Consider the following 20456-nt stretch of genomic DNA (forward strand, 5'->3'; position numbering starts at 1 on the left):
TAAGGATTTGTATCCCTGTTAACTATTCACCTAATTAACCCAATCAACCATTCACTTTATAAATTGGTTTTAAGTTGAGCAGGCGGGTAGTTGCATTATGTAAACTGTTTCAGTTTTCGATAATTAACCACTCACCTAATCAACCCAATCAACCACTCACTTAAAAAACAATGAAATTAAGATTAGGAATGATCGGCGGTGGGCAAGGTGCGTTTATTGGCGCTGTGCACAGGATTGCTGCCCGCATCGATGGTGAATATGAACTGGTTTGCGGCGCTTTTAGCAGCAATGCCGAAAAATCAAAAGCAAGCGGTGTACTGCTGGGTTTACCTGCCGATCGCGTTTATAGTTCATACACCGAACTTATAGAAAAAGAAAAACAATTGCCCGAAGATGAACGTGTACAGGTAATTAGTATTGTTACTCCAAACCATGTACATTTTGATCCTGCTAAAGCTGCGTTAGAAAATGGTTTCCATGTGGTTTTGGATAAACCAATGACCTTTTCTTTGGCCGAGGCTAAAGAACTGGATAAAGTGGTGAAAGCAAGTGGCAAGCTATTTTGCCTAACCCATACTTACACCGGTTATCCAATGGTGAAAGAAGCCAAGCAACTGATAAAAGCCGGTAAGCTGGGTACCATCCGTAAAGTTTATGTAGAGTATCCGCAGGGATGGCTCAGTAGTTTTTTAGAGGGCGACGATAATAAACAAGCCTCGTGGCGTACCGATCCCGGTAAAAGCGGGATTGCTGGTGCTATGGGGGATATAGGTACCCATGCCTTTAATTTAGTCGAGTATATTACCGGTTTAGAGGTAACACAGATCTGTGCCGATATCAATGTTGTGGTACCGGGGCGTAAACTGGACGATGATGGTGCTGCTTTGTTAAAATTCAATAACGGTGCGAGTGGGGTGCTTACGGCAACTCAGATTGCTGCCGGTGAAGAAAATAATGTGAAAATAAGGGTTTATGGCGAGCAGGGTGGCTTGGAATGGCACCAGAGTGACGCGAACTCATTAACCCTGATGTACACTGATAAACCTATGGAAGTATGGCGCACAGGCGGTGGTTACACCAGCTCGTTTGCGCAGCATAATACACGCACACCTGCCGGTCACCCGGAGGGATACCTGGAGGCATTTGCCAACCTGTACCGTAACTTTGCTTTAACTGTGAAGGCTGGGTTAGAAGGCAGGGATGCTACACCCGAAGAAAAGGATTACCCCGGTATTGAAGAAGGCCTTCGTGGCATGGCATTTATTGAAAATGTGATTGCATCGGGTAAATCAGATAAAAAGTGGACCGAATTTTCTATCTAAATAAAAACTATGACTACCATTAAAGGACCTGCAATATTTATAGCACAATTTATAGGTGATACCGCACCTTTTAATAGCCTGGATTCTATTTGTAAATGGGCTGCCGGCCTGGGTTACAAAGGTGTTCAGCTGCCAACACTGGACGCCCGTTTTATCGACCTGCAAAAGGCTGCCGAAAGCAAAACCTATGCCGATGAGGTAAAAGGCATTGTAAACAGCCATGGATTGGAGATCACCGAACTTTCTACCCATTTACAGGGACAGTTAGTAGCAGTAAACCCGGTTTATGATACACTATTTGATGGTTTTGCGCCAGAGCAATTGCGTAATAACCCCGCCGAAAGGCAAAAATGGGCTGTTCAGCAATTAAAGTATGCTGCACAGGCATCAAAAAATTTAGGTCTGGCGGCGTCAGTTACTTTTAGTGGTGCGCTGCTCTGGCCAATGCTGTACCCATGGCCGCAACGCCCTGCCGGTATAGTTGATACCGCTTTTGAGGAGCTGGCCAAACGCTGGGTACCTATCCTTGATGTTTATGAGGATAACGGTATCGACCTTTGCTATGAAGTTCATGCCGGGGAAGACCTGCATGACGGTATTACCTTCGAGATGTTTTTGGATAAGGTAAAAGGCCATAAACGGGCTAACCTGCTGTATGATCCTTCGCATTTTATACTGCAATGCCTGGATTATTTAGAGTATATTGACCTGTATCACGAGCGTATAAAAATGATGCACGTGAAGGATGCAGAATTTAACCCTACCGGAAGACAAGGCGTTTATGGCGGCTACCAGAATTGGGTTGACCGTGCAGGCCGTTTCCGCTCGCTGGGCGACGGGCAGGTTGATTTTAAAGCGATATTCAGCAAGTTAACCCAATATGATTTCCCGGGATGGGCCGTGTTGGAATGGGAATGTGCGCTTAAACACCCTGAAGACGGGGCCCGCGAAGGCGCTGAGTTTATCAAAAATCACATCATTCGGGTTACCGAACGTGCTTTTGACGATTTTGCAGCATCAGGCGCCGATGACGCACTGAACAGGAGAACGCTGGGGATATAAGACATATAGTACAAAGACTTACGAAGTTTTTAGAACTTCGTAAGTCTATAAATACAAGTTGAGAAAAATGCCAATTAACCAATTATCATAACCTAAAATAATTTAAATGCAAACTATTAACCGTACACAGCTTTTCAGAGCCAGTTGCCTATCCTTGCTGGTAACATCATTGTCATTCGGCATCCGTGCCGGTATACTAAACGATCAGGGGGTAAGATTTCATTTAAATGGATCAGAATTGGGCACAATTGCAGCTACTGCTTTCTGGGGATTCCCATTGGCAATAATTGTAGGTGGTTTTATAGTGGATATCATCGGTATGAAAAAGCTGCTTGTATCGGCTTTTATTTTTCATTTGATTGGTATCTTGTTAACAATTTTTGCCAACGGATATTGGACATTATTCCTTTCAACGCTGATGATCGGGATTGCCAATGGTACGGTTGAAGCATCTTGCAATCCGTTAGTAGCCTCCATGTACACCGATAATAAAACCACAAAACTGAACCATTTTCACCTTTGGTTTCCGGCGGGGATTGTAATAGGAACCCTGGTTGTATTTGGGTTAGATAATACACTCGCAAATGGTGCATCTGAAAAACCTTACTGGGTCTCGCAGATAGAGATCGGTTTTATGTTGATACCAACATTAATCTATGGTTTCCTTTTCTCTAAACTGGATTTTCCGGTTACAGAACGGGTGTCGGCTGGTGTAAGTACAAAAGATATGTATAAAGCGCTTCTCAATCCTCTGTTTCTTTTTATGATTATATGCATGTTTGGTACCGCCATTACAGAATTATTTACAAATCAATGGACAGATGTATTGTTTAAAACAGTTACGCATAACGCCATTTTAATCCTCACTTTTGTCGCATCCGTCCAGGTTTTGGGTAGGGCTTTTGCCAGTCCTATAGTACATCGCCTTGCGCCGCAGGGAGTTTTACTTATCTCTGCAATTTTATCAGCTCTGGGAATCTACCTTATGATTCACTTACATGGTGATGCCATTTACCTTGCAGCCGTTGTTTTTGGATTGGGTGTTGCCTTCTTTTGGCCTTGTATGATTGGATTTGTAGCAGAAAACCTTCCTCGCACCGGTGCAGTAGGATTAAACCTAATGGGCGGAGCAGGTATGTTTGGTGTGTCAATTTACATGATATTTATGGGAGGATACTACGATGGAATAATGGCTCAAAAACTTCCTGCGGGCGCCAATATAGATGCTTATCGCTCGGCGGGAGCAGGAACAGATATGGCTAAGGCTTTTGATGCCGCCAGATCTGCGGCTGGCCCGGAAGTTCTTAATACTACGCTATTGATTCCCCTTGCATTAATAGTAGCCTTTACCGGATTGGTATTTTATATGCGTGCCAGGAAAAAAACTGCACCTTTGACTACAGTAGTGGCATAATAGTCGATTTTTTTAGAATAAAATTGTATTTTTCACGATAATTATCAACACAATTAAAAAACAGTATCACCCATCAAAATAATAAATAAAACAGATAAAATTTTGATGGGTTATACACATTAACCAACAAACTATTTACGTGAGGCGCAAGCTTCATAACATTAAAAAACTATTAAATGAAAAAGGCTTTTTTTATTCTTGGTATTTGTGCAGTAGTATCTGCTTGCGGAGGTAATTCATCAAACAAGGGAGGCAGTGATAGCACCGCAGCAGCAAATCAAACTGCAAAAGCAAGTAACTCTGATGCAGATACCAACGCTACTAAAACCGGCACCGAAGCGGCAGGCGGTTCAGCAGGCTCTGCAGCAGGCGAAAAACTATTAGCAAATAATGATTGCGGTACTTGCCACAAGGTTGATACCAAGGTTATTGGACCCGCTTTTCAGGATATTGCAAAAAAATATGATGCCTCACAGGCTAATATCGATATGCTGGCCAAAAAAATAATATCAGGCGGCAGCGGTAACTGGGGCACTATGGCAATGACCGCGCACACCGCACTTTCAGAAACTGATGCAAAAGAAATGGTACAGTATATCCTGTCGTTAAAAAAATAACCGGGATTAATTTTTTCTAACCCAATAATTATGACCGTTGGAATAAGGGTAAAGCTTTCTGCAATGATGTTCCTAGAGTTTTTTATCTGGGGGGCATGGTTTGTTACTATGGGTACCTATTTAACTGTAACGTTAAAGGCTACAGGTACACAAAATGCCGGAGCTTATGCAACGCAATCATTAGGCGCCATTATTGCACCCTTTGTTATCGGGCTTATTGCTGATAAATACTTTTCGGCGCAAAAAATATTAGGCGTTTTACACTTGCTTGGTGCAGCTTCGCTTTTTTATGCAACTACCATTACCGGTTTTGAAAAGTTTTACCCGAATATATTATTCTACATGATCATATACATGCCAACCCTGGCATTGGTAAACTCGGTTTCATTTAAGCAGATGCAAAACCCAAGTAAGGAATTTCCGCCAATACGGGTATTTGGTACTGCCGGGTGGATAATTGCCGGTTTGCTTATAGGTTATCTTGGATGGGAAAAATCAGGCTCGCTGGTACTTACGTTTAAAATGGCAGCGGGAGCTTCTTTAATATTAGGTTTGTTAAGTTTTACCTTGCCTGATACCCCTCCTGTTAAAAAAGGTCAGAAAACATCTTTTGGCGATATTATTGGGTTAGATTCTATAGGGTTACTTAAAAACAGGTCATACCTTACATTTTTCCTGGCATCAGTAGCTATCTGTGTTCCGCTGGCGTTTTATTATAATTTTACCAATCCTTTCTTAAATGAAGTAGGTGTAACAGCCGCCGCGGGTAAACAATCTATGGGGCAAATGTCCGAGCTATTGTTTATGGCCTTGATGCCCCTATTTTTTGTAAGGCTGGGCGTTAAAAAAATGCTTGCAGTAGGTATGTTAGCCTGGGTACTGCGTTATATACTTTTTGCTTACGGCGATGTAGGCTCCAATTATTGGATGCTGATTGCCGGTATTGTAATGCATGGTATCTGTTACGATTTCTTCTTTGTAACCGGTCAGATCTATACCGATAATTTAGCGGGTGAGCGTTTTAAAAGTGCCGCGCAGGGATTTATCACTTTGGCTACTTATGGCGTTGGGATGCTTATCGGCTCGTATATTTCGGGGCCGATAGTAGATCATTGGCAAACTTCAACTACTTCACACAACTGGCAAACCATATGGCTTATTCCGGCCGGAATTGCCGCTGTGGTGTTAATATTTTTTCTGTTGTTATTTAAAGATACAAACGATATAGCAACTAAACCTGGTTTGGATATACAGGAACCATCTGCACAAACCGAGATATAAACCCAATTAAAAAACATGGCATCAAATCAAAACAGACGATCGGCTATAAAAAATATAGTTACAGGCACTGCTGCTATCACAACAGCAGGTATGTTATCGTCATTTAAATCCGAAGAAAAAGAAATGAATGTTGATACTGCTTTAAAAGGTAATATTAATCATGCCGTATGCCGCTGGTGCTATGGCGATATGTCTGTAGAGCAGCTTTGTATAGCTGCAAAAGAAATTGGCATTAAAGGGATCGACCTGGTTGGACCTGCCGACTGGCCTACACTTAAAAAGCATGGCCTGTATTCGTCAATGTGCAATGGCGCCGAAATTAACCTGACGGATGGTTTTGGTGATACCCAATTTCATGCCCAGCTGCAAAAAAATTATTCGGAGATGATACCTAAAGTTGCAGCGGCCGGCTATAAAAACCTGATCTGCTTTAGCGGTAGTCGCCGGGGTAAGGATAATGAAACCGGCTGGAACAATTGCGTGGAAGGACTAAAACCATTGGTTGCCCTTGCCGAAAAACATAACATTGTTTTGGTAATGGAATTGTTGAACAGTAAGATTGATCATAAAGATTACCAGTGCGATAGGGTGGAGTGGGGAGCCGAACTTGCTAAAAGGATAGGTTCGGAACACTTTAAACTGTTGTTTGATATATACCATATGCAGATAGATGAGGGTGATGTGATCCGCAATATTCGCCAGTATCATCCCTACATTAATCATTATCATACCGGTGGTGTACCCGGCAGAAACGAGATAGACGAAACACAGGAGCTTTATTATCCGGCTATTATGAAAGCCATTGTAGAAACAGGGCATAAAGGTTTTGTGGCGCAGGAGTTTATTCCCAAACAAAAAGATAAGGTTGCCTCACTACGTAAGGCGGTTCATTTATGCGACGTTTAAACCTTATCTTCAAAATATACTCAAACAAAGCATAAACCAAACAGAAATACATGACAACCAGAAGAACATTTTTAGCGCAGGCCGGTCTACTTTCGGCAGGTGCTATGTTAGCGCCATCTTTATTATCGGCAAAAGAAAAAAACGGGGCAGGCCTGCAATTATATAGCTTGCGTGATCAATTACCTGCTGACGTAAAAGGTGTGATAGGTAAAGTTGCAAAGGCAGGTTACCAGGAAGTAGAAACTTTTGGTTATAATAAAGATACCGGCTATTGGGGCTTAAAAAGTAAGGATTTTGGTCAGCTATTGAGAGATAACGGATTGAGTAGTCCAAGTGGCCACTATGGTTTGGATTCGTATTTTGGCGAAGGGAAAACCGACGACCTGAAAATGTACATGGATGTGGCCAATGCCATTGGGCAAACCTATATTATTGTGCCATCATTAAACCATAACTTTATTAAAACGGTTGACGACTGCAAAGGTGTTGCCGAAAAAATGAATAAAGCCGGCGAAATTTGTAAAGCGGCTGGTTTAAAATTAGGCTACCATAACCATAATTTTGAGTGGGCACCGGTAGGTGATACTACTTTTTACGATGTGGTGCTTAACAACACCGATCCTAAATTGGTGAATATGGAAATGGATCTTTACTGGGTAGTACGTGCAGGCCAGGATCCACTGGCTATTTTTGAAAAGCATCCGGGCCGCTTCACTTTTGTGCATATTAAAGATAGGGATAAAACAAACCCTAACCTTAACACCGAAATAGGTACAGGTGATATCGATTTTAAGACAATTTTGGGTAAAGCCAAACTTGGAGGGGTGAAACACTTTATTGTTGAGCAGGAAAATTATACCAATATTGATCCTTATGTAAGCATCACGCAAAGTGCTGCATACTTAAAAAACACGCTTCACATTTAATAAAACCAATTATAAAAATGAGATACTCAATAATATTAACCACTATTTTAGCCGGGAGTTTTTTTATGGCTAACGCACAAACAGCGAAACCAGAGGATACCGAAACGTGGGAACCGATACCAAAAGTTGTTGTTCCGGGTAAAGTGTTGGGTGATGCCCCGTCAGATGCTATTGTTTTGTTTGATGGCAAAAACCTTGACGAATGGGTTTCTACCGAAGATAAAACGCCTGCCAAATGGTTGGTTAAAGGTGATGTACTTACCGTTAACAAAAGTGTTGGGAATATTGAAACCAAAAAAGCATTTACCAATTACCAGTTACACATTGAGTGGAAAGTACCTGCAAATATAACCGGTACCGGCCAGGCCCGTGGCAACAGCGGTATATTTTTAGCATCAATAGGTAAAGGAGATGCAGGTTATGAGCTACAGGTTTTAGATTCATATAATAACAAAACCTATGTTAATGGCATGGCCGGCAGTTTGTACAAACAGGTTATTCCGTTAGCAAACCCAGGCCGCAAACCAGGCGAATGGAATGTTTACGACGTAGTATGGACAGCTCCTGTATTTAATGAGGACGGCACACTAAAATCGGCGGCAAGGGCAACTGTATTTTTCAATGGTGTGCTTGTTGAAAACAACTTTGAACTGCTTGGCCCAACTCAATATATAGGCAAAGCTTCTTACGAAGGCAAAAAACATGGTGCTGCACCAATTAAACTACAAGCCCACGGAGATAAAAGCGAGCCGCTTAGTTTTCGTAATATTTGGGTAAGAGAACTTTAATATAAATTCTTTATTATTTAGAAAGCCTGCCGACTAATACCAGCAGGCTTTTTGTTTTATCAAGCAAATTGTTACGTTGTATATTGGAATAGGCATCACTTTATTTTTTATTTTCGAACGGGTTTGAAGGCTTTTTGTGCTTCATCCTTTGTCTTCACTTTCGACTCTATTTTCCATTATATTTACAAAACTTTAAGCCAATTATGAAAACATCACCTATCCGTATAATTACTTTTATTTTAGGGTTTTTACTCTTTGCTTCCGGCCTTTCGGCTTCTCCCAAAAGATATTATTACGAGCTTAAAATTTACCATTATAAAACCCTTGAACAGGGAACCAGGATAGAGCGTTATTTGAAGGACGCTTATTTACCGGCTTTACACAGAGCAGGTATACCCAATGTTGGCGTATTTAAACCTGTAAAACAGGATACTGCCGATATGCTTATTTACGTTTATACACCATTTACTTCGTTGGATAAACTTACCGGTATCGACAAAAAATTACAGGCAGATACGAAGTACTTTACCGATGGTGAAGACTATATGAATGCGGGCTACAAGGATGCACCCTATGCCCGTATTGAAATATTAATACTGCATGCCTTCCCTGGTATGCCAGCCCCGGCAGTACCCCAGCTTACAGGCAACAAAGCCGATAGGGTGTATGAGTTACGTAGTTATGAAAGCGCCACCGAAAAATACAACTACAACAAAGTACGTATGTTTAATGAGGGTGATGAAATAGGACTTTTTAAAAGACTTGGCTTTAACGCGGTTTTTTACTCTGAAGTGGTATCGGGCTCACACATGCCAAACCTAATGTATATGACTACCTTTAATAATAAGGATGACAGGGATAAGCACTGGGACGCATTTGGAAAAGACGCTTACTGGAAAACCTTATCAGCTAAGGCCGAGTTTCAAAACAATGTATCACATATTGATATCACCTTCCTTTATCCGGCCGATTATTCGGATTATTAGTAGTGATATGCTGTCTTAGATCAGAAAACAGCGTTTTCTGATCTTGTTTTTACCTCGCATCCGGATGTTTAACTCATATATTTGTCCGAAACGCAAAAAAGGCTGTGCTTTCTCTCTTTTAGTCCTTTGTCTAAAAGTCCTTGCTCCTTTGTCCAAAAATCTCCAAAAAAACTTGTTCATTATCACAAAATCTGTCCGATATCGATCACTTTTTCGAAATTATAAAATTGTAAATATCTAATAATCAAATTATTATAGTTGGTATAGCTCTTGCAAAACCTTATGCAAATTATATCACAATGGATAAGGAAATTACGCTCGAGGTATCATATCAAAAAAGGAAGAAAGGGGCATTGGTAGCTATTATAAGTATTGCGGTTTTGGTACTGCTGATAGTTGCACTTCGGGGATTCATCAAGTCATCAGTAAAAAAATCAGAGATTACCACCGCAGTTGTTGAGGTGGGAGATATAGAAAATACCCTTAATGCTACAGGTGAGGTTTTACCCGAATTTGAAGAGATCATCACCAGCCCGATAAACGCATCGATACAAAGTGCACTTATGGATGCCGGTAATAAAGTTCAACCAGGCCAATCTATACTCACATTAGATAAATCGGCCACACAAACAGAATTTGATAAACTCAATTTTACGCTTGAATCAAAACGCAACGAGATCAGCAAACTAAAGCTTGATCTTGGTAAAAGTTTTTATGATATCCAGTCTAACAACGATATCAAACAACTGCGCATCAGCAACCTTGCCGATGCTGTTGAAAATGCCAAACGCCTGTTTAAAGCAGGTGGTGGTACCCGTGAAGGGATAGAACAGGCCGAGCTTAATTTGAAAGTAGCCCAGTTAGAAAAGAAGCAACTGGAAAACGAGATCAAAAACAAGCAGAAAACAATGCAGATCGAGATCAGGGAAGCCCAGATAGCCGCTGATATCCAGGTTAACGATCTGAATGCTTTACGGCGTAAATTAAACCTGGCTAATGTAATTGCTACCCGGGCGGGTGTAATTACCTATGTAAACAAAAATATAGGCGCCAATGTGCATGAAGGAGAGACCCTGGCCCGTATTGCCAACCTGGGTAGCTTTAAAGTATCCGGCAGTATTTCAGATAACTCAATGGATCAGCTGCACAGTGGGATCCCGGTTATTATCCGCATCAATGATACTCAACTGCGCGGACACGTTACCAATGTATCCCCATCGGTACAAAACAGCATTATTTCATTCGATATTCAGTTAGATGATCGCGCAAACAAACAGCTTCGGCCAAATATGAAAGTGGATGTGTTTTTGGTGACGGCAACACATAGCAAGATCATGAGGGTGGCTAATGGTCCGGCGTTTAAAGGGCCGGCTGTTCAGGATGTTTTCGTGGTAAATAATGGAAAAGCGGAGAAGCGTACTGTGCACATCGGGCTCACCAATTTTGATTATGTAGAAATACAGGACGGTGTAAAACCCGGTGATGTAATTGTAACATCGGATATGACGGAATTTAAAAACTCGAAAGAAGTAACGATTACGAATTAAGTTAAAATAAGCCTCATAGGAAGTACGAAGCAATCCCACAGAGTGGATTTGCACAGCTACTCTGTAGGTAGGGGATTGCTTCGTGCCTCGCAATGACGATTGAAATATAAAGGAAAACAGAATGAAATTTTTATACTCCATATTATTATTAACCATTGGCACAAAGGCATTTGCAGATGGTAGCATCGATACGCTGCGGTTAACCTTGCAGCAGGTGGTGGAGATGGCTAAGGCCAATTCAATAGCCGCCAAGCAGGCAGCAACCGTGCGCGAAACCAAATATTGGGAGTACCGTACCTACAAATCAAATTACCAGCCACAGCTGGCGTTAAGCGGGATATTGCCCGGCTATAGCAAAACATTTACACAGGTGCAGCAGCCCGATGGTACTATCCAGTTTCAGCCTATACATAATGATAACTCATCGCTGGCATTAAACTTTAGCCAAAGTATTACAGCTACAGGCGGTACTGTTTATGGCACTACCCAACTACAGCGGTTTGACGATTTCGACAGGCATAATGTTTTATACAATGGTATCCCTTATGGTATTGGCTATACCCAGCCGCTCTTTCAATTCAATAGCCTAAAGTGGGACAAAAGGATTGAGCCCTTAAAATATAACGAGAGCAAGCAGACTTACATTGAGGCCCAGGAAAAGATTGCTATTGATGTGGAAGGTTTCTTCTTCGATTTGCTATTGGCTCAGGTGAACTTAAAAATTGCCGAAACCAATTATACCAACACACAAAAGATCATGAATATTGCCAATACCAAATTTGAGTTGGGCAAGGTTTCAAAAAACGAGATATTGCAATTGCAGCTGGAGCAGATCAATGCAAAAAAAGCGGTTGGTACCGCTAAGCGCGATATGGAAATAGCTACCCTAAACCTTCGTAGCTATACAGGGCAGGAGGGGGAAGAAAAGATAGTACTGGTAGTACCGCAACATATCAGCCAGATGCAGGTATCATCAGATAAAGTACTGGCCGAGGCTTTTGCAAACAGGTCTGATGCCATTGCGTTTTTACGTCGTGTTGCCGAGGCTAAGCGGGATGTTGCAAAAGCTAAAGGTCAAAATGGATTAACCGCTACATTAAATGCCAATCTTGGTTACTCAAACACAGCAACCACTATTCCGGGTGTTTATAAAAATCCGCAAAACCAGCAGGTATTGCAGGTGCAGTTGGCTGTACCTATATTGGACTGGGGGCGGTCAAAATCGCGCATCAAAACGGCTTTGGCTAACCAGCAATTTACCGAATATGCGGTAGAGCAGGATAAACAAACCTTTAAGCAGCAGATTGTAACCCAGGTGTCGCTTTTTAACGTGATGAAAGAGCAACTGGTATATACCGCCGAGGCCGACAGCATCGCATCCGAAAAATACCAGATAGCCCGCGAACGCTATGTTTTAGGAGATCTGAGCATCACCGACCTCGGCATAGCCTTCCGCGAGAATGACCAGGCCAAGCGCGATTATGTAGCATCGCTCCGGGATTTTTGGGGTGCCTATTACCAGTTACGCTACCTGTCGTTATACGACTTTGAAACCAACAAAAAGATCACTTATCAATAATTTAAATAGTTCAATAATTAATCAAACAACTCACTATTCACCATTCACAACTCACTTAAATATGATCCGTTTACAAAACATCGAAAAAGTGTACCGCACAGACACTATAGAAACCCTGGCCCTGAACAGCATAAGCCTTGATATTGCCAAAGGCGAATTTTTATCCATCATGGGCCCGTCGGGCTGCGGTAAAAGTACGCTGCTGAATATCATGGGTCTGTTGGATGCGCCATCAAAAGGGAATATAAAAATCGCCGATAAATCAACTGAAAAACTGAACGATAAGCAGTTGGCGCAGTTTCGTAACAAAACCCTGGGCTTTATTTTCCAAAGCTATCACCTGATAAACGACTTGCAGGTGTTAGATAATGTGGAACTGCCCCTGCTATATCGCGATACTACAGCCAAAGAACGTAAAATGCTGGCTACAGAAGCGCTGGAAAAAGTAGGTTTGGCAAACCGTGTTAAACATTTCCCAACCCAGTTGTCGGGTGGGCAAAGACAGCGTGTGGCCATAGCAAGAGCAATAGTGGGCAAACCCGACATTATTTTGGCTGATGAGCCAACCGGTAACCTGGATAGCGCCATGGGTAACGAGATTATGGAGATCCTGATCAATCTGAACCGCAACGAGGGCACCACGATAGTTATGGTGACACATGACGAGAATATGGCTCACAAAACCCACCGTTTAGTACGCTTATTTGATGGTTCGCAAGTTCAATAATTAACCGCCTAAAATTAAAAGTTATGCTTAAAAATTATTTTAAAATAGCCATAGCGGTGTTAAGGCGAAGGAAGTTCTTCACCTTTATCAGTTTGTTCGGTATTAGCTTTACGCTTACCATACTTATGGTGTTAACGGCCTTTATTGATAAGGTTATTGGCGATAACTACCCTGACAAAAAAAGGGACAGGTTGTTATACATTAACCGTATTGAACAGAAGGGCAAAGACGATATGACATCTGGCACCTTGTCGTACTATTTTCTGAGCCATTATACCGGGATGATGAAAACGCCGGTTAAAGTGGCTATATCATCCGGCTTTAACGGTACCAACACCTATGTGAACAATAAAAAGATAGCTGTAAGTTATAAATATACCAATGCCGATTACTGGGATGTAATGGATTATGATTTTACAGAAGGTAAACCATTTAATAAACAACAGGTAGATAATGCCGAGCGTGTTGCCATCATATCTGAAGATATGAAGAAACAGTATTTTGGAGATGTTGGGCCGGTTGTAGGTAAATACATTGAGGCTGATAACGTGAATTATCGTGTATTGGGCGTAGTTAAAAATGTGCCTGTAACGAGTTATATGTTTTTTAGCGACATCTATCTGCCTTACACCGTATCAAAAGCTGATTATAAAAGTAAAAGTTATGGCGGCGGTTATATGGGAGTGCTATTGGCGGCTTCAAAAGATGATGTACCCAAAATGCAGGCCGAATATGAGAGCATGATGAAAAGGGTGCCTGTTGAAAGTAAAAACTATCAACATTTATACAGCCATGCTAACAGTTTTTTCAGAAGTTATGTTGATACCGGTAATGAGTCTTCCTCCGGTGTATTCATCGTGGTTACAGCTATCAGCATCTTTGTATTCATATTTATGCTATTACCAACCTTAAACCTGGTAAATATCAACATTACACGTATTATGGAGCGCTCATCAGAGATTGGTGTGCGTAAAGCATTCGGAGCATCGTCAAAAACGCTTGTTTACCAGTTTATAGTCGAAAATTTAATTCTTACCATGTTGGGTGGTATCATCGGTACCCTGTTATCAGTAGTCGCGCTTTGGGCCATCAATAGTGTCGATCTGATAGCCAACCTGGAGTTGAGTATCAACTTTACTGTGTTGTTTATCGCCTTGCTGGTGTGCCTTGTTTTTGGCTTGCTGTCGGGCGTATATCCGGCCTGGCGCATGTCAAAACTTAACGTGGTTACCGCGCTTAAGGGTTAATAATTATTCATCATTAAATTAAAAAATTATGTTCAAGCATTTATTTAAGCTCATCTGGAACAAAAAGAAACAAAACTTTTTGCTCATGACCGAGATGCTGGTATCCTTTATGGTACTATTCGCGGTGTTTACGCTGATGGTTTATTATTACGATAACTACAAAAAACCTATGGGGTTCAAATACCAGGATGTTTGGGTTATCAATATCAATAACTCGTACCAAACAAAAAATACCGACTCGCTCGATCTTTACTACGAAACCTTGAGAAAAACCATCAAAGCATTGCCCCTGGTAAAAGAGCTGAGTTTTGTGAGCGGAAACGTTCCGTTTTCCAACCGGGTTAACCAGAGTGGTTTAACTTTTAAAGGTAAACATATTGATCATCTAAATAATTTTACAGCAGAAGACAGTTACAAAGAAACAATGGATCTGGATGTTTTGGAAGGCCGCTGGTATAACAAATCAGACGCCGTATCTAAATATAAACTTGTAGTGATTGATGCCGATTTGAAGGAAGCTACTTTTGGAAAAGAACCGGCCGTAGGTAAGCTGTTAGGTAATGATGACGATAAAAACAAAATGAAGGTGATAGGAGTGATCCAAACGATTAAACGGAACGGCGACTATGTGAAAGCCGGTCCGGGTTTTTACTTTCGGGCCGACACAGGCTCATTCCGCTGGTTAGATAAAATACTGGTTAGGGTTAGCCCCGGCGCCGATGCCACCTTTGAAGGTAAGCTATACAAAACCATGGCGGGCTACATGAAAAACTCCAATATTGAAATTGAGCATTTAACTAACAAATTAAAAGACACTAACTACTTTGCAGTGATTCCGATGATCGTGTTGTCGATAATAAGCTGCTTCCTGGTTATCAATGTTGCCCTTGGCTTGTTTGGGGTGCTGTGGTACAACATCAACAAACGTAAAGGCGAAATAGGTTTGCGCAGGGCGATAGGTGCATCCGGAAATTCTGTATCATCGCAACTGGTAGTGGAATCTATGATATTGGCTACGCTTTCACTCATTATAGGGACATTTTTTGCTATTCAATTTCCATTACTTAATGTGTTTAACCTGGAAGCGGGCATTTACATTGCCGCCATTTTTATGGCTATAGGGTTCGTTTACCTGCTGGTACTGGTTTGCTCATTGTACCCTGGCAGGCAGGCGGCGGCTATTTATCCGGCAGTTGCTTTACACGAAGAATAATTACGATATTAACCTGCAATTATGATATTGGTTATTGATGATGATATTGCTGTACGCACCTCGCTTTTGCTGCTGCTAAAAAGCGAAGGGTATGAGGTTTTGAGTACCGAAGAACCAGCGGATGCTTTAAAGATCATAAAGAAAAGCAAACCCGAACTAATTATTCTCGACCTGAATTTTTCGATAGATACATCGGGACAGGAAGGTATGGAACTGCTCGAAAAGATAAAACAGCAGCATAACGGAGCCATCCCGGTGATCCTGATTACCGGCTGGGGCAGCATAGAACTGGCTGTAAAAGGTATGAAGCTTGGTGCTAATGATTTTATCAATAAGCCCTGGAATAACGAACACCTTTTACAGTCGGTTAAAACCCTGATAGATCTGCGGGATAAAAAAACCGAGCACCGTACCCGCAAACAATTGGATAAAACCTACAACTTTCAGCACATTATAGGCGAAGACCCTAAAATGCTGGATATACTGGAAACCATCGGTAGGGTAGCTACCACTGATGCATCCATCCTCATCATGGGCGAAAGCGGAACAGGCAAGGAGCTGATAGCCGAGGCTATTCACCAAAATAGCCAGCGCCGTAATAAGCCATTTATTAAGGTGAACCTGGGTGGAATTTCCACTTCATTGTTTGAGAGCGAGATGTTTGGACACATCCGCGGGGCCTTTACAGATGCAAGGTTTGACAGGATTGGCCGTTTTGAAATGGCCCATAAGGGCACCATATTTTTAGATGAGATAGGCGATCTGGATGCCAGCAGCCAGGTAAAACTACTACGCGTATTGCAAGACCGTACTTACGAAATGTTGGGCAGCAGCCGTACCAAAACGCTGGATACCAGGGTGGTTTGCGCCACCAATAAAAACCTTAACGAAATGGTATCGCGCGGTACTTTTAGGGAAGATCTGCTGTATCGTATTAACCTGATTACCGTTTACCTGCCCGCCCTGCGCGAGCGGCCGAAGGACATTCCTTTACTGGTTGATTTTTTTATCAATAATTTAAAAGAGATTTATAACCGGCCTAAATTATCTGTTGCAGCGTCGGCCATGAAATGGCTGCAAACCCTACCTTTACCCGGTAACATCAGGCAATTGAAAAACCTGGTGGAACGATCCATACTGGTGAGTAAAAAAGATGAGCTGGGTATTGACGATTTCCGTTCGCAACTGGAGTTATCACCTGTAAAAAAAGGCAATATGCAGCTGCCTGGTGTTGGTACTTTAACTTTGGAAGAAGTAGAGGTGGAGATGATAAAACGTGCCATGGATCATCATAAAAACAAGATAAGCAGGGCCGCGGCGGCTTTGGGGCTCACGCGCAGCGCCCTGTACCGACGGCTCGACAAATACCAGATACCATACGATGAAGCTGAGGACTAAATATGTTTTATTTGTTGTAATACTACACCTGGTAACCCTGGTGCTTACTTATTTTATTTTTAACCAAAACAAGATCTTCTTTATTATATCAGAGGTATTTGTGCTCATTTCGGTTGTGGTAGCTGTACAGCTTTACCGCCAGCTGATAAATCCTTTAAAGCTATTGATGCAGGGAGTTGATGCCATAAAGGACAAGGATTTTAATGTTAAATTTTTATCAACCGGCAAACACGAGATTGACGCGCTGATTGATGTTTATAATCAGATGATGGATGAGTTGAGAACAGAGCGTACAAGGCAGGAGCAACAGCATTTCTTTTTAGAAAAACTGATCTATACTTCGCCAACGGGCATCATTATATTGGATTTTGACGATCATATACAGCAAGTGAACCCAAAAGCTCAGCAGCTTTTGTCAGTTACCGAAGACAAACTTCATGGATATTCCATTCAGGAACTGGAACACCCCATATTTGAGCAGATGAGGCTGCTTAAATCAGGCGAAACAACGGTAGTAAAGCTGGACGGAGTAAGCTCATTTAAACTCCAGAAATCGCATTTTGTGGATAGAGGATTTTCGCGCCATTTTATTATGATCGAAGACCTGACCGCCGAAATACTGGCCGCCGAAAAAAAGGTATATGGCAAGGTGATCCGCATGATGGCGCATGAGGTGAATAACACCATCGGTCCGGTTAATTCCATCATGCAATCGGCCATGAAAACCGACCAGCTTTGGGAGGGGCACAACTTTGATATTTTAAAAGATGCCCTGCAGGTGGCCATGGACCGCAATCAAAACCTCAACCTGTTTATGCGCAACTTTGCCGACCTGGTGAAGCTGCCACCCGCCAATAAACATCCCGTAATACTTCAAAAGCTTATCAACTCAGTAGCCACGCTAATGGCCATCAAAGCCGAAGAAAAAGGAGTAAGTTTTGAGTTTAATTTGCCCGATGATGCTGTGAGTATCATGGCCGATGAACAGCAACTGGAGCAGGCGCTCATCAACATTGTAAAAAACGCCATTGAGTCCATTGACGATAAAGGCTCGGTAAAATTCACCCTCATCCCTGAAGAGAGAAAACTTATTATCAGCGATACAGGTAAAGGCATCACTGCCGAGCAAAGCGTTAACCTTTTTTCGCCATTCTTCAGTACCAAAAAAGACGGGCAGGGGATAGGGCTTACCCTTGTGAGGGAGATTCTGCTTAATCACGGTTTCGAATTCAGCCTAAAGACTGTTGCGGAAAGGCAAACAGAGTTTGTGGTGTGGTATAAGCCTCAACCAGCACCTTCTAAAGGAGAGAGCTTTACCGCGAGCGAATAATAGCCGGCAGAAAAATAGTCTGAAACCGTAAAGAACCATATTTGCTCCTTTAATATTATTTCATTTTAATTCCCTGAAACCTTTTAGTAATGTTGTAAATCCAATTCAGAACATTACTATGCAAAGGCGACATTTTTTAAAACTTACTGCAACTACCGGCGCGGCCGTGTTGTTCAGCCGGCTTACTTATGCAACATCAACCCAAACATCGGCTATTAATGCTCCGGATGAAGTCTGGGCGCAATCTGGCAATGAATGGTTTAAGCTGAAGGTTACCAATGGTAACAAATTTATTTATAAGGATATAGAGGTTACGGTAAAAACCAGCGGAAATGCAAAAGGAGTATATATCCAATCGCCAACACAGCAGCTCAATTCGGTACGTTTAAAATGGAGGCATAACACAGCTTCATCAGCAAAATACCTTGGTGATCATTGGGAGCGTTCTTATGGCGACCTGCAATGGAAAACCGGCTTTGATAGTGTTAAAAACCCCTGGTACGTAATAATACACGATGCAAAGCAAACCGCCTGCTTCGGCGTAAAAACAGGAGCAAATAGTATTTGCTGGTGGGGTTTAGATGCTGATAGCCTGGAACTTACTTTAGATACTCATTCGGGTGGCAATGGCGTATTGTTAGGCAATCGTACTTTGCATGCTGCAGATATCATTGCCAGTCATGGTTTGCCCGGTGAAACGCCCTTCCGTACCGATCATCGCTTTTGCGGGATGATGTGCGAAAAGCCCCGCCTGCCCAAACAGCCAATTTATGGGATAAACGACTGGTATTTTGCCTACGGCAATAACAATTTCGACCTGATAAAACAAACCACCGCAATGATGAGCGAGTTGGTTACTGATACCGACAATAAGCCATTCTCGGTAATTGATGCAGGCTGGGCAACCTATTCGCCATTGCTGCCCGGCGACGGTGGCTGGAATGATGATTTCAGTAAACCCAATGATAAATTTAAAGACATGCACCTGCTTGGTGATGAGATAAAAAAACTGGGTATGCGCCCGGGTTTGTGGATGCGCCCGCTTTGCGCCCGTCATGATGAAAAAGCGAGTTTACTGGCGCCGAAGATCCCCGGCAGGGACGATCCTAAAAACCCAACGCTCGATCCTACCATCCCGGAAAACATTGAACGGATTAAACGCAACTTCGATTTTTACAGGCAATGGGGCTACGAAATGGTAAAGCATGATTTCAGTACCTATGATATAACAGGCCGCTGGGGGTTTGAAATGAAGAACAGTATAACCATACCCGGCTGGAACTTTAATGACAGGAGCAAAACCACTGCCGAGATTATTCTTCACCTGTACCGTTCAATCCGCGAGGCGGCCGGAGATGGCATTTATGTGATTGGATGTAATACCATGAGTCACCTGAGCGCTGGGATCTTCGAGATGTGCCGCATAGGAGATGATACCAGCGGCAATGAATGGGCCCGAACCCGAAAAATGGGTGTAAATACACTGGCTTTCCGCCTGCCGCAGCACAATAAATTTTATACTGTTGATGGTGATTGCGTTGGACTTACCACCAAAATTGAATGGAGCAGGAACAAACAATGGCTGGAGCTATTGGCCGAAAGCGGTGCGCCGTTATTTATCTCGGCCCAGCCCGAAGCTATGGGCGAAGAACAGAAAGCAGCTGTTAAAAAAGCATTTGCCCAGGCAGCCAAAGTACTGCCTTTAGGCGAACCATTGGATTGGATGGATACCATGCTGCCCGAAAAATGGAAGCTTAATGGGAAAGTAGTTGAGTTTAACTGGGCGTAACAACCTTCACAACGTTCTTTCTTTCATTGAGCTACAAGCGGTGAGCCTCATCTAAATCTCTCGTAGTAGGGTTACGGTGTGTACACAAGTTTTAGGAAAAACCCCGGAGGGGTTAAATGTCGGTAGAAAAAGATCAAAATAGCTTTACGTGCCATAGGTACGTCACCAATGAACTTTTCAGGTCAAATGAGTATTGTATAGCCACATTTGGTGGTTAGTTTCGTACCTATGGCACGAAAAGGGCGGGCTGTTTAATTATTCTACCGACATTTCACTCCTAACGGAGTGGCTTTTTAAAATTACTATCTCATATAAAAATGTGTA

Annotated in this window: 17 protein-coding genes; all 17 read left to right on the forward strand. The window is 42.3% G+C overall.

Annotated elements, in window-relative coordinates; genetic code table 11:
* Positions 1 to 170: 170 nt before the first annotated feature.
* Entirely contained in the window at positions 171 to 1322 is a 1152-nt protein-coding gene (locus tag AC1DO4_RS13240) for a Gfo/Idh/MocA family protein (RefSeq protein WP_477416496.1), read from the forward strand.
* A gap of 9 nt (positions 1323 to 1331) precedes the next feature.
* Positions 1332 to 2384, forward strand: a complete 1053-nt coding sequence (locus tag AC1DO4_RS13245; protein ID WP_477416498.1) for a sugar phosphate isomerase/epimerase family protein — start codon at positions 1332 to 1334, stop codon at positions 2382 to 2384.
* A gap of 106 nt (positions 2385 to 2490) precedes the next feature.
* On the forward strand, positions 2491 to 3798 hold the full coding sequence (locus tag AC1DO4_RS13250; RefSeq protein WP_477416500.1) for an MFS transporter: 1308 nt from the start codon (positions 2491 to 2493) through the stop codon (positions 3796 to 3798).
* Positions 3799 to 3974: 176 nt separating this feature from the next.
* Positions 3975 to 4415, forward strand: a complete 441-nt coding sequence (locus AC1DO4_RS13255) for a c-type cytochrome (protein ID WP_477416503.1) — start codon at positions 3975 to 3977, stop codon at positions 4413 to 4415.
* 30 nt (positions 4416 to 4445) lie between these two features.
* Positions 4446 to 5696, forward strand: coding sequence for a nucleoside permease (locus tag AC1DO4_RS13260; RefSeq protein ID WP_477416505.1), 1251 nt, complete (start codon positions 4446 to 4448; stop codon positions 5694 to 5696).
* Positions 5697 to 5711: 15 nt separating this feature from the next.
* Positions 5712 to 6602: a hydroxypyruvate isomerase family protein gene (locus tag AC1DO4_RS13265; protein WP_477416507.1), complete on the forward strand. Its 891-nt coding sequence runs from the start codon at positions 5712 to 5714 to the stop codon at positions 6600 to 6602.
* Between the two features lie 50 nt (positions 6603 to 6652).
* A complete protein-coding gene (locus AC1DO4_RS13270) occupies positions 6653 to 7528 on the forward strand; it encodes a sugar phosphate isomerase/epimerase family protein (RefSeq protein ID WP_477416509.1) in 876 nt (291 codons plus the stop codon).
* A 17-nt stretch (positions 7529 to 7545) separates the two neighbouring features.
* A complete protein-coding gene (locus AC1DO4_RS13275) occupies positions 7546 to 8316 on the forward strand; it encodes a 3-keto-disaccharide hydrolase (protein WP_477416511.1) in 771 nt (256 codons plus the stop codon).
* Between the two features lie 203 nt (positions 8317 to 8519).
* On the forward strand, positions 8520 to 9302 hold the full coding sequence (locus AC1DO4_RS13280; RefSeq protein WP_477416513.1) for an NIPSNAP family protein: 783 nt from the start codon (positions 8520 to 8522) through the stop codon (positions 9300 to 9302).
* 299 nt (positions 9303 to 9601) lie between these two features.
* Entirely contained in the window at positions 9602 to 10849 is a 1248-nt protein-coding gene (locus AC1DO4_RS13285; RefSeq protein ID WP_477416515.1) for an efflux RND transporter periplasmic adaptor subunit, read from the forward strand.
* Positions 10850 to 10970: 121 nt separating this feature from the next.
* Positions 10971 to 12428, forward strand: a complete 1458-nt coding sequence (locus tag AC1DO4_RS13290; RefSeq protein WP_477416517.1) for a TolC family protein — start codon at positions 10971 to 10973, stop codon at positions 12426 to 12428.
* A gap of 61 nt (positions 12429 to 12489) precedes the next feature.
* On the forward strand, positions 12490 to 13155 hold the full coding sequence (locus AC1DO4_RS13295; RefSeq protein WP_477416519.1) for an ABC transporter ATP-binding protein: 666 nt from the start codon (positions 12490 to 12492) through the stop codon (positions 13153 to 13155).
* 23 nt (positions 13156 to 13178) lie between these two features.
* The gene (locus AC1DO4_RS13300; protein WP_477416521.1) at positions 13179 to 14402 is read left to right on the forward strand and encodes an ABC transporter permease; all 1224 of its coding nucleotides are present in this window, start codon (positions 13179 to 13181) and stop codon (positions 14400 to 14402) included.
* Between the two features lie 28 nt (positions 14403 to 14430).
* Positions 14431 to 15615 carry an ABC transporter permease gene (locus AC1DO4_RS13305; protein ID WP_477416523.1) on the forward strand — a complete coding sequence of 395 codons (1185 nt, stop codon included), beginning with the start codon at positions 14431 to 14433 and terminating at the stop codon, positions 15613 to 15615.
* A 21-nt stretch (positions 15616 to 15636) separates the two neighbouring features.
* Positions 15637 to 17013 (forward strand): sigma-54-dependent transcriptional regulator, encoded by a 1377-nt coding sequence (locus AC1DO4_RS13310; protein WP_477416525.1) that lies wholly within the window; start codon positions 15637 to 15639, stop codon positions 17011 to 17013.
* Positions 16997 to 18343, forward strand: a complete 1347-nt coding sequence (locus AC1DO4_RS13315) for a sensor histidine kinase (protein ID WP_477416528.1) — start codon at positions 16997 to 16999, stop codon at positions 18341 to 18343. Before AC1DO4_RS13310 ends, AC1DO4_RS13315 begins: the two co-directional genes overlap by 17 nt.
* Before the next feature lie 118 nt (positions 18344 to 18461).
* The gene (locus AC1DO4_RS13320; protein ID WP_477416530.1) at positions 18462 to 20132 is read left to right on the forward strand and encodes an alpha-amylase family protein; all 1671 of its coding nucleotides are present in this window, start codon (positions 18462 to 18464) and stop codon (positions 20130 to 20132) included.
* Positions 20133 to 20456 lie beyond the last annotated feature (324 nt).

The sequence above is a fragment of the Mucilaginibacter sp. P5_A6 genome (assembly GCF_056400585.1).

Bases quoted from the DNA above. Each gene is read 5' to 3' on its own strand.
- AC1DO4_RS13240 (WP_477416496.1), top strand. From the start codon at position 171: ATGAAATTAAGATTAGGAATGATCGGCGGTGGGCAAGGTGCGTTTATT.
- AC1DO4_RS13245 (WP_477416498.1), top strand. From the start codon at position 1,332: ATGACTACCATTAAAGGACCTGCAATATTTATAGCACAATTTATAGGT.
- AC1DO4_RS13250 (WP_477416500.1), top strand. From the start codon at position 2,491: ATGCAAACTATTAACCGTACACAGCTTTTCAGAGCCAGTTGCCTATCC.
- AC1DO4_RS13255 (WP_477416503.1), top strand. From the start codon at position 3,975: ATGAAAAAGGCTTTTTTTATTCTTGGTATTTGTGCAGTAGTATCTGCT.
- AC1DO4_RS13260 (WP_477416505.1), top strand. From the start codon at position 4,446: ATGACCGTTGGAATAAGGGTAAAGCTTTCTGCAATGATGTTCCTAGAG.
- AC1DO4_RS13265 (WP_477416507.1), top strand. From the start codon at position 5,712: ATGGCATCAAATCAAAACAGACGATCGGCTATAAAAAATATAGTTACA.
- AC1DO4_RS13270 (WP_477416509.1), top strand. From the start codon at position 6,653: ATGACAACCAGAAGAACATTTTTAGCGCAGGCCGGTCTACTTTCGGCA.
- AC1DO4_RS13275 (WP_477416511.1), top strand. From the start codon at position 7,546: ATGAGATACTCAATAATATTAACCACTATTTTAGCCGGGAGTTTTTTT.
- AC1DO4_RS13280 (WP_477416513.1), top strand. From the start codon at position 8,520: ATGAAAACATCACCTATCCGTATAATTACTTTTATTTTAGGGTTTTTA.
- AC1DO4_RS13285 (WP_477416515.1), top strand. From the start codon at position 9,602: ATGGATAAGGAAATTACGCTCGAGGTATCATATCAAAAAAGGAAGAAA.
- AC1DO4_RS13290 (WP_477416517.1), top strand. From the start codon at position 10,971: ATGAAATTTTTATACTCCATATTATTATTAACCATTGGCACAAAGGCA.
- AC1DO4_RS13295 (WP_477416519.1), top strand. From the start codon at position 12,490: ATGATCCGTTTACAAAACATCGAAAAAGTGTACCGCACAGACACTATA.
- AC1DO4_RS13300 (WP_477416521.1), top strand. From the start codon at position 13,179: ATGCTTAAAAATTATTTTAAAATAGCCATAGCGGTGTTAAGGCGAAGG.
- AC1DO4_RS13305 (WP_477416523.1), top strand. From the start codon at position 14,431: ATGTTCAAGCATTTATTTAAGCTCATCTGGAACAAAAAGAAACAAAAC.
- AC1DO4_RS13310 (WP_477416525.1), top strand. From the start codon at position 15,637: ATGATATTGGTTATTGATGATGATATTGCTGTACGCACCTCGCTTTTG.
- AC1DO4_RS13315 (WP_477416528.1), top strand. From the start codon at position 16,997: ATGAAGCTGAGGACTAAATATGTTTTATTTGTTGTAATACTACACCTG.
- AC1DO4_RS13320 (WP_477416530.1), top strand. From the start codon at position 18,462: ATGCAAAGGCGACATTTTTTAAAACTTACTGCAACTACCGGCGCGGCC.